We start from the raw sequence: 14,866 nt of genomic DNA on the forward strand, positions 1-14,866 counted from the left end.
AGTGTTAACACAACTGCTTCCGATATTGATTGGGTGAGAGACCTGTGTGTTTTTTAAAAAAGACACTAAAAGCAGAAGCTGATGAAAAACCTAAAGACTCCCCAATTTCAACTATGGTTTTATCACCATCCCCTAATGCGGTCTTTGCCTCTGTCACCAAAGCATATGCCAATAGCTTTTTTACATTTTTTCCGGTTACTGCCTTGACCACTTTATTCAGATGACCGGCGGTAACATACAGCGCACTGGAGTAAAAACTAATATGATGCTGCTGTTGGAAATGCAAGGCCACAAGGGATAGAAAACGAACAGTCAGATATTCATTTCTGCTGAAGTTCAAATGATAATCTGCAGCAAACTGCCCGTAGATATTTCGTAGTTCACTTAAAAACAAATGAAAACTAATTTGCTTAAGGGAACCGGGAGTAAGATGGGAGTCGTTATCAGAATAAAGCTGATACAATAACTTACAAATCAGTGATAGAATTAGAAAGGATTTCGTGTTCAAAGATACTTTTTGTTGATTTTTACCTATAAAAAAGTAAAAAGCATCCACTAATTCGCTCTTATGGCAATGTCTTAAAACAAAATCAGGGGTAAAAGAAACATAAAACAAATGCAAAGGATGTGTTATGGATACAATTCGATAAGCGTTGAACTTGGAAAGTACCAGTAAGTCCTTTGCATATAGTTCACAGATGGAGTCTTTATTTTCTATGGATACACTTCCCTCCTTTATTACTAAGACAGCGGTATTAATGGCAACAAACCAATCTTCACCACCCTTCTTAAACCTACAATCTTTGAGAATCTGAATATCAAATCCTCTTACCGGCAGCTGATCTAAATCAATATGTAATAATGTCCGAAGCATACGCATTACATTCTTAAAGTTTTTTTTAGCCAATCACCACATTTTTGCTGTTTTTTTATGCCAATAATGCCAGTAGACTAATATCAGCGATAATAGTTAAGAAAAAGACAGCAACGTGCTCAGCTAATTGAGTCACTATTAATTGCATCACTGGTTAAAACACCTGCCAATTGCTCATAGCTCAAAAGAACCTTTACATAATTAATGCCTGTAAAATGCAATACCACCAGCAAATAACATTTAAAACGCAAGCGATAGATAAATTCAGTCCCTTTAAAACGCAAAATGAATTAGTAATCCAGTATTTGAATAAAAGCAGTGAGCAAGACCATTTCAAAGCGGCTGGTTTTGATTCTCCTGCTCTTGTTGGCAGTTGCCAGTTCCCAGTCCCTGTCAATATGCCTACTAGCAACATACAAAGCATATCGGGTCACCGAAGTAGTTTCTAAAAGAAGCTGACTTTCATCCTCTAAAAGACTGTTATCGGCACTTATACTGGTTTCATAATCCACAATATAGTTGTACAAGACTGGATATTCTTCTTGCTGCTCGGCTATCAAATAAGTATAAAAGCTATGCAAATAAGACTTAGCAGCAACGGATATATTCTCCATATCCAGATAATGATGTAAACCTCCTTCGGGATCATCTACAAATTGTATGACAGCTTCAGGAGCATAAGTAATGGTGGTACGCTTCGTTACATCCGATGCATTTCTATTGGATGAATCAAAATCCATTTGACTTTCTACTTCTTCCTGTGCCAGCACAGCAGAGTTATTTTCATAATAGGCAGCGAGTGCTTTTCCATATTGGGCACCAACGGCATCATAAGGATTTGCTTTGTTCGCGGGAGGAATACTTAAAGATTTAAAATCCAAATTTGGATCAATAGCTGTGACTTCCTCAGAAGAACAACCATAAAACAATACACTAACAAAAATAGTAAGAACAGCATTTTTCATAATAAGTGAATTAAATGTGACCGAGAATAGATTCTCTGTTCATTTCACCCGGGAAAGCAGAACATCATTTTAGCACCTTGCTAAAGCTTTTGCTTTTGAATTCGAAGCAAATCTAGCACCTCCTTTAGAGCCAAACAAGCAACAACATTATGGTTTTCATAATTTTAACTGTTGATTTTCACGAAATCTACAACTGTTTTCCGTAAGAATTAGCATCATTTTTACAAAACTTCTTGGTAAATTTGGAGATGTCCTTACAACTGCTTATTATACCCCGCACCCCAACCGCAGCATAGCATAAAACGCAGGACATAGCCAACGCTACAGTTACTGATAATGCAAAAAAATATAATCATCTTCGTCCTTTTGTTCTACTGTTCGCTTCAGGCACAGCAGCCACTTCGTAATATCCCTGATTCTCTGAAAGGGAAATCTTTTGCCTATCTTGATGAGAGGCTCTATCACTTCAAAAAAGATAGTACTCTGGCAGCAGTCTATTTGTACAGCTATATTCTAAAAGCTAAAAATGAAGCTAATTACAAGGCACTACAGAAAGGTTACCAAAACATGTTGTACCAGTCCCCTGCGAAAATACAATTAAGGTACACCGACAGTATGGTTACAACTGCCGGGCGTATCAAAGATATAACTGCCTTGGGATCGGCTTATCTGACCAAAGGAATGGTATATTACCAACAAAAGAACTACCAAAAAGCTTTGGATTATTACCTGCTCGCCAATGAACAGCTTGTTACCTCCAATGATTCCTACCTCATTCATAAAGTCAAATACAACTTAGCCCAAATCAAAAGCTATCTGGGCTATTATCATGAAGCAGTGGCCTTGTTACAGGAATGCGTGTCCTATTATCAGAAAAGAAAGCCCCGCCCCTATTTGAACTCTTTACACGCCTTAGGTCTTTCCTATACTAAAATGGGAAATTATGGTCTTGCTAAGACTACGAACCGCCAGGGTATTACGGATTGCAAACGCTTAAAAGTTCCGGAGTTGCTTCCTTATTTTGAGCTCTCGCAAGGCATTACAGAATACTTTTTGAAAAATTATGGACTTTCCATAGACGGCATCAAAAAAACCATAGCTCCCATCCAGGCAGATGGAGATTTTGCTAACGAAGCCACCGCCGCCTTTTATCTGGGGAAAAGCTACTGGGCATTGGGAATGCCTGAAACAGCCATCCCTTACTTTGAAGCCGTAGATGCCATTTTTAAGCAAAAGAATTTTAGTCGTAAAGATTTTACAGAATTATATACTTTGTTAATTGGCTATTATCAGACTAAAAATAACAGCCAGCGCCAACTCTATTACATCAACCAACTTCTTAAAATAAATCAGCTTCTCTTTCAAGATTACCGCCTGATGTCCTCTAGCGTACACCAACACTATGATATCAAAAACTACCTGCTTGCCAAGAATAAAGTGGAACAACAACTTAAGCTGGAAAAAAAGCACAAGGGCTATTTCATTGGTTCCCTAAGCTTCCTTTTTTTAATTGTACTGCTGCTGAGCTATATTCAATACCAAACTAAAAAGCAATACCAGAAAAATTTTGAAGAACTGCAATTTAAAAAAGGAAATCCTGCCACAAAAGCAACAGTTCTTTCCCATAGTCCTATTGCTGATATGAGTCCGGCTATTGTTACCAATCTGGAAAGTCAATTAGAAAAATGGGAAAAAGATAAAAAATTCTTAGCTCCTGAAATTAGTTTAAGCAAGCTGGCGACACATTTCCATACGAATACCAAATACCTGTCACTAATCATTTTACATAGCAGGCACAAAAATTTTACTAGCTATATCAATGATCTGAAAATAGACTACCTCATGATGCGACTGGATCAGGATCGCCGATTACAACAATATACGCATCAGGCACTAGCTGAAGAAATAGGTTTCAGAAGTGTACAACGGTTGACCAGTGCTTTTCTTGCCCGGACTAAAGTACCGCTTTCCTATTACCTCAAAAAGATTCAGAATACCAACAATCGCAGCAGCTAAGATTATACTATTTTTCTATATTTGTACGTTCATTTTAAATACAAAGAACAATGCAAGATTTATTAGCTAAAATTAATGCTCAAATAGCCAATTTTACAACTGAGGCTACTGCACTGACTGAAAAAGGAATTAAAGCGGCTGGTCCCAGAGCCCGTAAAGCGACTTTAGAATTGGAAAAACTATTGAAAGAGTTTAGAAAAGTTTCTATTGAAGAAGCAAAAAAATAAGCTTCACTGAGTGTGCATAAAAGCCTTTCCTGCTGGGAGAGGCTTTTTTTTTTACTACGGATTTACTAAAGTCTCTTCACCAACGTTCGAGTTACTAACTTCTGCAAATTACTGGGCTTGATGATGGCATCTAAATCTTGGTTAGATATTTTATATTTCACTTTATCATAATTCGAAGCCTTACTATACCAGCGTTTTTTACTTATCTTTTTTATAAGTTGAACAATTTCTAATATCTTGAAAAATACTAAGTAAAAAAAAATATTTTTATCGAGTTTTATCTTATTAAAAATATTATTTTTAACATTTATTAGTAATACTATTAATACTTAAAAATAGTTTTATTCGCTGAAATCGCAACTTATAAGATTGAAACTTTATTAATCTAATTAATAAGTTTAAAAATATTTGTTTCACTATATAAACCAATCGTTATGAAGAAAATTTTACTGTTGCTCATTTTTACTACTTTAAATGGTTTTTCACAACAAACTTTTGATCTAATAAAAAGTTTAAATTCTGAAAAAAAAGCGGATATCATTTTTAAAATAAATATAATCAATACTTATGGTGTTGCCGGATATGTATATCCCAGTGAAAAAAAAATTATTAAAGATTTAGAAATATTTTTAAAAAATCCTTTTGATAAAAATATTTCTGATTTTTCCCTTTCTGAAGCATTAAAGGTCTTAGAAAAATTATATGCAGACAGACCTGTTTCAAGTGCGATGGAAGTTGGAGGTGGAGGAAAAAAAGGAATGACTGACATTTCATTGTATGAAGATAAAACCATTAAAGCATTAGCTGAGTTACCATCCACAATACCTACAGGCTATTCAGCCAGTACCCAAATAATTAATGCACTCTCCCAATTTTTAGTAGACAGAACCAAACAGGAACTAACATTAACTTTTTATGATAATTTCAAAGAAAAACTTGACACAGTAATCAATCTGCCTCTACAAGACGGAGAAATACTATCTATTAAATTGAAAGAAGTATTTAAAACTACTTATCGCCTTTTTGAAAGTAAGAATTACTTTGATTCTCCCTCTCTAGGTCAAACATGGATACTGGCTTTTAAAAAAGATCTAATAGAATTACCTATGGCTGTTAAAGAAATTATTCAACAAAATGAAAATCTATCAAAAACAAAAACAGGTCATTTTGCAATTGTTTCTTTTGATGCTATTAATAAAATAAAAAAAGGCCAACATCCTATTGAAATTATTGAAGAGTTAAATGATACTTATTATAAAAATTATAGTAACGAATATGAAATTGATCAGATTATAGGATTACTCCAGTTATTATCCAATAATGTAACAAGAGATGAAGAAAAAGAAGGTTATAAAGAAGTGAAATGGATAAGTACCAATGATTTAAAATCATTAGATGAAGAACAAAAAAAATATCTTGTGGGATTGATTTATCAAATGGGTAGAAACAATGGCTTGTTTACAAAACCATTGTTTGAAAATACTTCAATCATTATAGAAAATTATATCAATGAGAATAATTACAACTTATTGTATCTTTTAATTAAAAAAACAGTGAGTAACTATAACATAATTACGCAACAATTAAACGGTCTAAAGCAAAACAAACAAATAGAGGAAAAAAATAATGAGTTAAAAAATTACATCCATTTTTTAAATACTTTTTATAGTATATTCGATGAAACTATTGAAAGTTACTACTCGCTTATTAACAACAATCAATATTACCAATCAGACCATTATATCAAATACAAACCTATTTTTAACGACGTTACTAGTATAAATAGCGCTATTAGTGATTCTCAATATGCTGAATGTTTACTACTAACAAATCAACTTATAAATCATATATTTCCTAAGGTTTTAGCAGATAATGATATTTATAAAAGGATAACTTTTTATGGTAATTTTATGGTTGATGTCATCAATACCTCTGAAAATAAAGGAGACTTAAAACTCGTAATAGAAAAATATGCTATGCCTGTGAGTTCCTATAGGATTAAAAGAAAAATGAACTCTAGCTGGGATGTAAATGCGTATCCAGGTTTATACCTAGCTTATGAATCATCAGGTAGTAATAGTTTAAGTTATGGTATTACCGCTCCAATTGGTATTTCTTATTCTTTTAAAAACGGCAACAAATCATTAGCTAATGAAAAATCAAGTTCTTCTACCCTCTTTTTATCAGTGCTTGATATTGGTGCACCATTTAGTTATCGATTTAATAGAGATGAGGCTGAAGGCTTACCAGAAGACATAAAATGGGAACAAGTTTTTTCTCCAGGATTATTCTATATTTATGGTTTTAAAAATTCACCTCTATCAGTTGGCTTAAATGCTCAGTTCTCACCTTTATTAAGGAAAATTGAAGAAAACAATATTTTACAAACTAAAAATATTTTTAAAATTGGACTCACATTACTAATAGATATTCCATTATTCAATTTATACAATAAATAGAAAATATGCACTTACCGCAACATAAAGATTTACCCATTCAACAACTTGCTTCTGTATTCGGGAGTACTTCGGCAACCTATAAGTTTTATTGGTTGATAGCCTTAGTTGAACTAATTGAAGAAGGTGGAATTATAATCCCAAAACGGAAAATTTTCGCCAGAATGATTAGTAACTCCTGGTACATAATCAATTATTTTCATATTTCCTTTGGGAAACAGGATAACTTACAAATAGCTGTGGAAACGATTCTAAAAGTTGAAAATTTGACCATCGATGCGAAGCAATCCAACATCGAATTTTGTTTGGAAAATTCCACGAACAAAGAAACCTTATATGAGTTATTCCATTTTGATAAAAACGTTCCCCATTGGTTTTTATCTCCTTGGTTTCCCAAAAAAGAGAAGACAGCCATTTATCAGCTTTCTCAATCTTTTGAAAATCAATGTTTGTATGCTTTGTATAAAGATCATATTGAAGTAAACCCAGACTGGATTGCTTATTTGCAGTGTAACGCCAAGATCATCAAAGACTATTGTTATTGGAATTTAGCACTATTTCTTCAAGCCCGAAACCCCAATGTGCCTGATATTCCGAATAAATTAATCAAAGCCGCTGTTAGAACTAGTTTGACTAAACAAACCAATGAATATTGGAAACTGGTTTTTAAAGAATTGGGTGCTATTCATTGTATTTTCACCAATACGCCATTGTATTTTGATAAAAAGAATTATGCTTTAGACCATTTTATTCCGCATGCCTTTATTTCTCATGACTTGATTTGGAATTTAATCCCCATTGAAAAATCATTTAATGCTCGGAAAAGTGATCGTTTGCCGGTATTTGAAGAACACTTCCATAAATTTTACGACTTGCAAAAAATTGCTTTTGAAATTAACAAACATCATAATGCTAAAAGCAAATATATGGATGAATATTTGACGATATTTCCTAGTATTGCAAGCTTTGAAAAGGAATTGTTCTCCAACACAATTCAGCCTTTAATTACGATTGCTCATAATAATGGTTTTGGTATTTGACTGTATAAATTTAAAATTAGGTTTTGCTGAATTAGTATCTCTTTTATCAAAGCTTAATGCTACAGTTCTATTTCTAAATTTTCAGGATCAAAACAACGAATCGCAATACCCGTTTTGCGGAATAACAATATTTTAACCCTTTTTCTAACTAACTGATAGTTCGGATTAACTATTATGACTTCCTTAATTGTTTTACTTGCCTTGAATGCTCCACCTAGCAAAAGGTTTAATTCGGCATCCAAGGGATCGAGAGAAAGTCCATAAAGTATAATACTGTTGGCTTCTTTAAGTAACTTAAATGTTGCAAAGTGGGCATATCCTAGTCTCTCATTTTCGGCATCACTGCGGTAGTTTTCCATGGAAGTTTCCGAAGGTAGGTAGAGATGTTCGTGTGCCTCGATACTGCCATGAATATGAAACACTTTAGCACTTTCAATATCTAAATATTTATCTTTTACCCAACGGTCTGCTTCAGCATCGATTACAGTATCCCAGTTTGTAGTGACAAAACCAAATAAGTTATTGGGACTACATAAAACAAACTTATCTAACATTGTAGCAAACTCCTTCCTTGGTTTTAGTGTCCCATCTTTTTGGGCTAGCTTCAATGAATCACCAATAACTTCCTTCATTGAGCTGACCAATTCTTGTTCTTCTTTTAACTGCTTAGCCCTCTGAGGCAATTTAGAATACAGTCTCAAAGCACAAATAGATTTAGCAAATAAGAAGTTGGCACTATCCTGGTCAGTTTCATCACCATTTATCAATCGGAAAATATTCAGTATCGGCTTCCATGCATTTTCAACTGCTCCAGCTCCCACAAGGATAGTTACCTTGGCATTTATCGTTGCTGACATAGAAGTATAAAGTTTTTCAATTTTCCATAAATATAAAAAAGACGCCTCGCAGCATATTATCAGTTATCCTTTCTTCTTCGGTACTGGTGGCTTTAATGAAGGTGTATTGCCGGGTGTATCTTTATTGTCGCGTTGACGTCTGTCTGGTTTTCCTGTTGAATCCGCTATTCTTTTTGGTCCTGGTTTAAGTGCCATAATTTTAAGTTTTAATTGGTTGTATTCAAATGTAATAAAAAAAACATAACTAACACAGAATCTGTGACATATACACTATATAAAAAATATAATAGCTTACTATTTCTTTCTTCTCCTCGATTTATGCCTACTCCTCTCCTCACAAATCCTACCCATTAGATAAAGACCCACGACCCAAGCAACTATAAAACCTAAAATTCCATACCATTCCATCCTTTAAAAATAGAACAGAACTATTGGAGTGTTGGTGTTCCTAACGCAGTTATTCCCAAATTGACAAGTATAAAAAGAGGCGCGATAGCCATGAATAGTTCTTTATGCTGCTTTAAAAGATCACGAACACTATTCAAAACACTTAATTTATTAAGTAATATTTAGATATATAACTTCCATCGAGCATCTCAAGCAGAAACTTGATTTCATACAGATTTATTTTTTTCTGGGTTAATAATATTATAATGCTTTTATAAAATTACTATGCTTTTTAATTCCGGAAGCAAACATCCCTCCACATTCATCAAGCAGGTTACATTTATTACATTCATCGAAATAAATATTTTTCCAGTCAGAGATTGATTTTCGAGAATACCTCCAAAGGGATTCAGGAAGTGTACAAAGTTGTGCATTGTAAATTGAAACGTTCATTCCGAAATCGGCTAGATAAGTTACAGCTTGTGTAAGTTCCAATTGATATTCTACAGGGTCAATCCACAATTTTTCAATATTATATGCAGTGTAACCTTCATGCTCTAAACCCATAAAAGCAATATGCTCCACGAAAGGTAAATTCTTGTAAATAAATTTAGCAAGTTTAACCAATCTCTGAATTGTCAGCTTATGTAGTACTATCCGAATTTCTATTCTTTGGTTATATTTAGCCAGATTATATATTCCTTGAATTGTCTGATTAAATGCATCTTTTGCTTGGACAACGTAATCGTGGATATGATAAACGTCGGCATATAGGGGGATCGCTAGCATTAATCTTTTATTATCCATTTCTCCAACTTTTCTCGCCGCATTTTCCCAAGCAAAAGATCTTCCATTAGTTAGACAATGAATTTCAGTTTCAGGAAGTTCTTCTTTCATTTGATTTAAAAGTTTCAGAAATCTGTTTCCAAGAAGTGTAGGTTCGCCGCCAGTAATTCCGATTTCAAAACAATCTTTTGGTATTAAAGGGATGGCCTGTGAATATTGATTAAAAAAATAATCTGTATCATCTTTATCCTTTGGCGGTTGTGAGCACATTAAACAATTGCTGTTGCAGCGCTCTGTGAACAATAAAAAATTATGATTAGAGTTAATTCGATAAATAGTATTTACTACGCCATCGGTATTGATTATTACTATGTCACCTTCTTCCAGATGATCTAAGTTTTTAATTGAATGCACTACTGGAATTTCTAATGACGTATAAAGTTCTATTTCTGATAAAACAGCCTTAAAGCCATACCAGTCCCTTGAGAATCTATCCGGGGAAATTAAAATCTCAGAATTATTATTTTCGGGGTGTCTGGTTACCCTTCCAATTATGGGAGTTGTTATGTCAAATTGCCTTCCCTTTGCTTTTAGTATCATTCGCTATGCCCTGTTATCCAACTACGGAATATTTTTTCTATTGCTTTGTCTTCCATAAGTTCGAATAGATATCTTATTATTTCCATGTTCTTCTGACAGAAAACACTTGCAGGTCTATAACCATACATATTTCCTTGTGTTGCATGATTCAGTACGGGATCCGCACCGCAGTACTGCTGAAACGCACAATCCGAGCATCCTGCCAATGCCTCATTTGTCCATGTTTCCGCTATTTCCATAGCTTTATGTCCATAAAAAATGTCGTTGTAACTGGATTCTCCAAGAATTCCAAGTTGAAATGTAAAATCCTTCATTTCTGCCAACATCCTTGCCTCGTCGGAGGCATAAATTTTACCGTCGTAATTGAAGACAATTACATTATTAATCATTCCTGCTGGTGACTGGAGATCAACATATCCCACTGGGAAAGGTGTAAGTATCTTTTTTAATATTACTGTAGCGTAGTCTTCCCTGATAAAGTAACCTTTCCGATTATGGTCAAGAATCCGTTCAAATGCAGTCTTATAGAATTCTAAAAATTTTTCAGTTTGGTATTTATTCTTTTTCTCATTGTGAGTTGCAAAACCATAAGGACTGATGGGTCTTAGAAAAATATTTCTGAATTTTCTCTCTACATATTCATCTACAATTTCATGCGAATATTGTAAAGATAAATTTGTTGTAGTTAAGAGAGCTGAAATATTCTCCTCTCCAAGCTCTTTCCTGCATTTTTCAAGTCCTGCAATTGTTACTTCATAACTATTTTGCTGCGGTCTATGCCTATTTTTGTTATGCACATAATCCGGACCATCAAGTGAAGTAGAAATCATTATGTTATACTCCTTTAAGAAAGGTAGCATTTCATCTGTCAGAGGTGCCATATTTGTGCAAATTACAAATGTTATATGCTTCTGATTTTCAAGAGCAGCCTCTTTTGCAAGTCTTACTGCATATTTTATATTTTCAAATGCAAGTAGTGCTTCTCCACCCTGAAATTCCATTGTTACATGATTATTTGGTGACTTCATCATTATTTTAATACCCTCCTCTATATTTATTCTGGACATATCAAAAGCTTCCTTATCTTCGGTGACTCTAGAAACCTGACAATAATGACAAGTATGTTCGCATCGTAAGGATATAACGAAAATATGTAAGGCAGTAAAGTCCTCTAAGAAAGATTTCTTGGTTCGGTACCTTGCCTCAAGGACAGTGAGTAGAGTAGGAATACTTTCTTCTGAAATGAAAAAATTACTGATTAAATCGAAATATAGTTCTTCGTCATCTGTCCTAGAAATTTTTCTTTCAATAATCTTCTGTGCCGAACCAATAGGTAGCATAACAAAATCACCAACCTCATTGACTAGTACTTCCTTTTCGGAATTTATTTTATGGAATCGAAAAGGAAGTAAAAAATAATCTCCTATTATCTCTTTTTCATAATAAGACGAATCATTGAATTTCCTGCTCTTTTTGTTGATATTTGAAACAATTGCATTTTTCATCAAAATTCATTCGGGTTAAACCCTACAGGGTCGGAAACTTCACTAACTGGATTTTCTTCATTTTGAAAATGGGCAAACGCTTTTGCGGTTAGTAATTCCCTTATATTCTTTGTCTCCTTTGCTACTATATCACGTAACTTAAAATCAATCAGGTCTTGTCTTATTTTTATTTCAAGAGCATCATGATCTATATTCATCTCACTTTTTGATAATAGTTGGATATAATACCTATCTTTTTCCTTTGTTATGCTAACATCGTAATCGCCTCCGTACCAATAAAAACATTTATAAAGTACATTCTCTTCATAAAGTACATCTTCTAGAGTAAAACACAACTTGTCGACTAGTCTTTGAATATCATTCATTTCTTTTTTCCTATCATTTCCAATGTCTTTGCTCCAACACGTCCGTCGGGTTTCAATTCATTTGCCTTTTGAAACTGGATCACTGCCTTTTCTGTTTTTTCTCCAAAATATTCAGAAATGATAATATCATATCCAAGTGAGGAAAGCCACGTTTGAAGTTGTTCTACATCAGCACCCTGACAACCTTTGTATAATTCACGTTCTCCCAAAGTCTTTATAGTAGATGATGATTGATTGGAACTTGAACTATAAATTCCAGTAGTCTCATAGGAACTATTAACTTTTTTCCTTATTGTGGTTGTTGTCGTAGTACTAGGTATTGAAGTGGGAGTATATGTAGGAGCTGGCGTAACATATGAAGAACTTGATCCTGAAGAACCTGAATAATGTGAGGAATGCGACCTATGAGAACTATGGCTTCTGTGAGAACTATGACTACGATGCAAAAGCAGCATATGTCCATCCTCTGGATTTACCATATTTAATTTTAAAACCAATTTTGGCTTCAAGCTTTTGGAAGGGATTGATGATGTATAGTCGTCATCAATGTTGCTATTTTCAAAATTAAAATCAGTAGCGTGGATTGATTGTATTGAGGAAAGTGCTGCAACTGCAATTGATAGAGACTTACTCATCAAGTTTTTCAAACCTTTGAAATAACTCATATTTTATTTATTTACAATTGAAGAGATGAGGCAGTTCTCTTGAAGAATTTTCTTATGTTGCTAAATTATAATAAATTACTAATAAAACAATTATTTAAGACAGAAATAATCAATGTGTTAAAAATATTTTATCATCTTTATTTATAAATACGTTAGATAAAGCTCCACAACCCAAGCAACTATAAAATCTAAAATTCCATACCATTCCATCCTTCAAAAGTATTTGAAACATAAACTGACCGGAATTACTTCCGACCACTATTAATCATAGATTACCTTTTTTATTTTTTTGACAAAGGAAGGTATCTAGTCAGGGAATTTTATTGATTGTCGATTGTATTATGAGTGTGACACTTGCACCAAGCAGAGGCATTATACGAGAACACTTCGGACAGCGATTTTTACTTTAAATTATTAAATTCATATAAAGTAAAATCTGTCAAATAAATAACTGATTTAGTTATAAAATATAAAAATTGAAACATAAAAAAAACGAACAAAAAACGATACAATATTACTACAGAAACTTTAAAAGTTAACCAATAGTCAATAGCATCAAAATTAAAATCAACAGTTGATAAATGAAAGTTTAGTAAAGAAGTAAAAAAAGAACTTGCAATTACAAAAAATATACAAAGAATTGCAACAATAATCGAATATGACAATGTAAAAGAAAAATTTTTGAGATAATTGAACGTTCTATTGTTTAATGTATTAGTTTCTGTTCTAATCTTCAATTCAGAAATATTTTCGTTTTCTTTTTGCTTTATAGTTTCTAATTTAGATAATTTATCAGGAATTTTCAACAAAACACTATACATCAATCCTGAAAACAATGATAAAAGCATTGCTAAAATCTTTGAGTCTTCAATAAATTTTTCATTCTTGTAATAAACAAGAAAAATGCTGAGTCCGAACATTGTGAGATACACCAAAACCAATTCAAGTTTATTGGTAGTATTATCTTCGTTTTTACAAACACTCTGCATAGCGTTAATATAAATATTCCAAATCTTTTTTATCATTGTCTTTCTATTTTAGAATAATGACCTTCGATTAATTCACGTAATAAACTGTCACAAAAAGATTTTAACTCCGAAAAATTAGGAATACCGTTGTCGTCAAAATTGACTCTACCATTTAAATAAATTCGTGGCATAACATCATGAGTATCTAATTCAAATTTAGATGTTTTTTTTGTTGCTAAATTTTGTAGGACTACTTTTTTCTTTACCGAATCTGATAATCTAGCACTTTTCAATGCTAAACTAGAAAATATTCTATTCAAAACAGGAACTTTGTCAGGAGTGATAGTATTACTACCAGTTGGTTTTATACTAATTTCAATATGATATTTATCGCATAAATTCGAAAAAGCAGTTTCTTCTGTTAAAGATGAGGATAGCACATTTGTAATGTAATTCATCTCAATAATTTTACTATTGCCTTTAAATTCATCTCTGATACAATTCGGTAATATAGGGTGAGGGACTGCCTTATTGTATTTACCTGATATTTTAAATAAATCTGCAATATGCTGTATGAATTCTCCCCTAATACTAGCCCCTCCATAGATTTGAAAAAACAGATATCCTACATTACTCTCTAATGGAAAATGTAAGTAAAAAAAGTATTTATCATTAATAACAGTTCCTTCTAAATCTTCTTCTTCTTCCCTATTTGTGAGAGGTGATTTTGTTTTACCTGAGCCTTTAGAACCGCCTTTTAAAACACCCCAAACATTCTCATCAGTTGTATCAAAACCATACTCCGTTATATCTGTGGATAATGTAAAAGCTTTATTTCGTAATTCAGTATACCCTGAGTCGATATGGTTAATGAAAACTTGAACAAATTCACTAAATAGATTATTTGCGGGATTTATACCTGGAGTATTTAATAATACGTCTTTTAAAGTATTATTTAAATTATTGGATAATGGTTTTAAAGCGATAGTAAAAACTTCTAGTTTAACACTTTCTGGATTATTCATTTATTTTTAGTTTTATTTTTTTAATATTGATTACTACTTCTTACATTGTAAAGTACTTTTCCTTTAGACAGCTTTTGCTGATAGGAGAAGGATTAATATCTGTTTTATATCTGATAAATTAACGTTTTAA

13 protein-coding genes are annotated in these 14,866 nt (G+C 32.9%); 4 read left to right on the forward strand and 9 right to left on the reverse strand.

Annotation, left to right across the window (positions count from 1 at the left end):
• Positions 1–4 precede the first annotated feature (4 nt).
• Together ABS764_RS02580 and ABS764_RS02585 are read right to left on the reverse strand one after the other, a co-directional pair.
• Complete coding sequence (locus ABS764_RS02580) at positions 5–880, reverse strand: helix-turn-helix domain-containing protein (RefSeq protein ID WP_408079652.1); 876 nt, start codon at positions 878–880, stop codon at positions 5–7.
• Between the two features lie 284 nt (positions 881–1,164).
• The gene (locus ABS764_RS02585) at positions 1,165–1,839 is read right to left on the reverse strand and encodes a hypothetical protein (protein WP_408079654.1); all 675 of its coding nucleotides are present in this window, start codon (positions 1,837–1,839) and stop codon (positions 1,165–1,167) included.
• 366 nt (positions 1,840–2,205) lie between these two features.
• Here ABS764_RS02585 and ABS764_RS02590 point away from each other — a divergent pair, with 366 nt between their 5' ends.
• The 4 genes from ABS764_RS02590 (at position 2,206) to ABS764_RS02605 (ending at position 7,578) form a co-directional block, all read left to right on the forward strand.
• Positions 2,206–3,855, forward strand: a complete 1,650-nt coding sequence (locus ABS764_RS02590; protein ID WP_408079656.1) for an AraC family transcriptional regulator — start codon at positions 2,206–2,208, stop codon at positions 3,853–3,855.
• Between the two features lie 50 nt (positions 3,856–3,905).
• The gene (locus ABS764_RS02595; RefSeq protein ID WP_408079658.1) at positions 3,906–4,082 is read left to right on the forward strand and encodes a histone H1; all 177 of its coding nucleotides are present in this window, start codon (positions 3,906–3,908) and stop codon (positions 4,080–4,082) included.
• Between the two features lie 434 nt (positions 4,083–4,516).
• Positions 4,517–6,541, forward strand: coding sequence for a hypothetical protein (locus ABS764_RS02600; RefSeq protein ID WP_408079660.1), 2,025 nt, complete (start codon positions 4,517–4,519; stop codon positions 6,539–6,541).
• Positions 6,542–6,546: 5 nt separating this feature from the next.
• Entirely contained in the window at positions 6,547–7,578 is a 1,032-nt protein-coding gene (locus tag ABS764_RS02605; protein ID WP_408079662.1) for an HNH endonuclease domain-containing protein, read from the forward strand.
• A gap of 59 nt (positions 7,579–7,637) precedes the next feature.
• Here ABS764_RS02605 and ABS764_RS02610 read toward each other — a convergent pair whose 3' ends face one another.
• The 7 genes from ABS764_RS02610 to ABS764_RS02640 form a co-directional block, all read right to left on the reverse strand.
• Positions 7,638–8,435, reverse strand: a complete 798-nt coding sequence (locus ABS764_RS02610; protein WP_408079664.1) for an SIR2 family protein — start codon at positions 8,433–8,435, stop codon at positions 7,638–7,640.
• A gap of 648 nt (positions 8,436–9,083) precedes the next feature.
• Positions 9,084–10,208 (reverse strand): His-Xaa-Ser system radical SAM maturase HxsC, encoded by a 1,125-nt coding sequence (hxsC, locus tag ABS764_RS02615; protein ID WP_408079666.1) that lies wholly within the window; start codon positions 10,206–10,208, stop codon positions 9,084–9,086.
• Complete coding sequence (hxsB, locus tag ABS764_RS02620) at positions 10,205–11,713, reverse strand: His-Xaa-Ser system radical SAM maturase HxsB (protein ID WP_408079668.1); 1,509 nt, start codon at positions 11,711–11,713, stop codon at positions 10,205–10,207. Before hxsB ends, hxsC begins: the two co-directional genes overlap by 4 nt.
• Positions 11,713–12,078, reverse strand: coding sequence for a His-Xaa-Ser system protein HxsD (gene hxsD, locus ABS764_RS02625; RefSeq protein ID WP_408079670.1), 366 nt, complete (start codon positions 12,076–12,078; stop codon positions 11,713–11,715). The genes hxsB and hxsD overlap by 1 nt, the downstream gene beginning before the upstream one ends.
• The gene (locus ABS764_RS02630; RefSeq protein WP_408079672.1) at positions 12,075–12,743 is read right to left on the reverse strand and encodes a peptidoglycan-binding domain-containing protein; all 669 of its coding nucleotides are present in this window, start codon (positions 12,741–12,743) and stop codon (positions 12,075–12,077) included. Before ABS764_RS02630 ends, hxsD begins: the two co-directional genes overlap by 4 nt.
• A gap of 401 nt (positions 12,744–13,144) precedes the next feature.
• Positions 13,145–13,768, reverse strand: a complete 624-nt coding sequence (locus ABS764_RS02635) for a hypothetical protein (protein WP_408079674.1) — start codon at positions 13,766–13,768, stop codon at positions 13,145–13,147.
• Complete coding sequence (locus ABS764_RS02640; RefSeq protein WP_408079676.1) at positions 13,765–14,736, reverse strand: hypothetical protein; 972 nt, start codon at positions 14,734–14,736, stop codon at positions 13,765–13,767. The genes ABS764_RS02635 and ABS764_RS02640 overlap by 4 nt, the downstream gene beginning before the upstream one ends.
• Positions 14,737–14,866 lie beyond the last annotated feature (130 nt).

This window comes from Flavobacterium plantiphilum (assembly GCF_046000495.1).
Lineage (GTDB): Bacteria > Bacteroidota > Bacteroidia > Flavobacteriales > Flavobacteriaceae > Flavobacterium > Flavobacterium plantiphilum.

Excerpts from the sequence above, each read along its gene's own strand:
- ABS764_RS02630 (WP_408079672.1), bottom strand. The coding sequence starts at position 12,743 with ATGAGTTATTTCAAAGGTTTGAAAAACTTGATGAGTAAGTCTCTATCA.
- ABS764_RS02585 (WP_408079654.1), bottom strand. The coding sequence starts at position 1,839 with ATGAAAAATGCTGTTCTTACTATTTTTGTTAGTGTATTGTTTTATGGT.
- ABS764_RS02580 (WP_408079652.1), bottom strand. The coding sequence starts at position 880 with ATGCGTATGCTTCGGACATTATTACATATTGATTTAGATCAGCTGCCG.
- hxsB (WP_408079668.1), bottom strand. The coding sequence starts at position 11,713 with ATGAAAAATGCAATTGTTTCAAATATCAACAAAAAGAGCAGGAAATTC.
- ABS764_RS02635 (WP_408079674.1), bottom strand. The coding sequence starts at position 13,768 with ATGATAAAAAAGATTTGGAATATTTATATTAACGCTATGCAGAGTGTT.
- hxsC (WP_408079666.1), bottom strand. The coding sequence starts at position 10,208 with ATGATACTAAAAGCAAAGGGAAGGCAATTTGACATAACAACTCCCATA.
- ABS764_RS02600 (WP_408079660.1), top strand. The coding sequence starts at position 4,517 with ATGAAGAAAATTTTACTGTTGCTCATTTTTACTACTTTAAATGGTTTT.
- ABS764_RS02605 (WP_408079662.1), top strand. The coding sequence starts at position 6,547 with ATGCACTTACCGCAACATAAAGATTTACCCATTCAACAACTTGCTTCT.
- ABS764_RS02610 (WP_408079664.1), bottom strand. The coding sequence starts at position 8,435 with ATGTCAGCAACGATAAATGCCAAGGTAACTATCCTTGTGGGAGCTGGA.
- ABS764_RS02595 (WP_408079658.1), top strand. The coding sequence starts at position 3,906 with ATGCAAGATTTATTAGCTAAAATTAATGCTCAAATAGCCAATTTTACA.
- ABS764_RS02640 (WP_408079676.1), bottom strand. The coding sequence starts at position 14,736 with ATGAATAATCCAGAAAGTGTTAAACTAGAAGTTTTTACTATCGCTTTA.
- hxsD (WP_408079670.1), bottom strand. The coding sequence starts at position 12,078 with ATGAATGATATTCAAAGACTAGTCGACAAGTTGTGTTTTACTCTAGAA.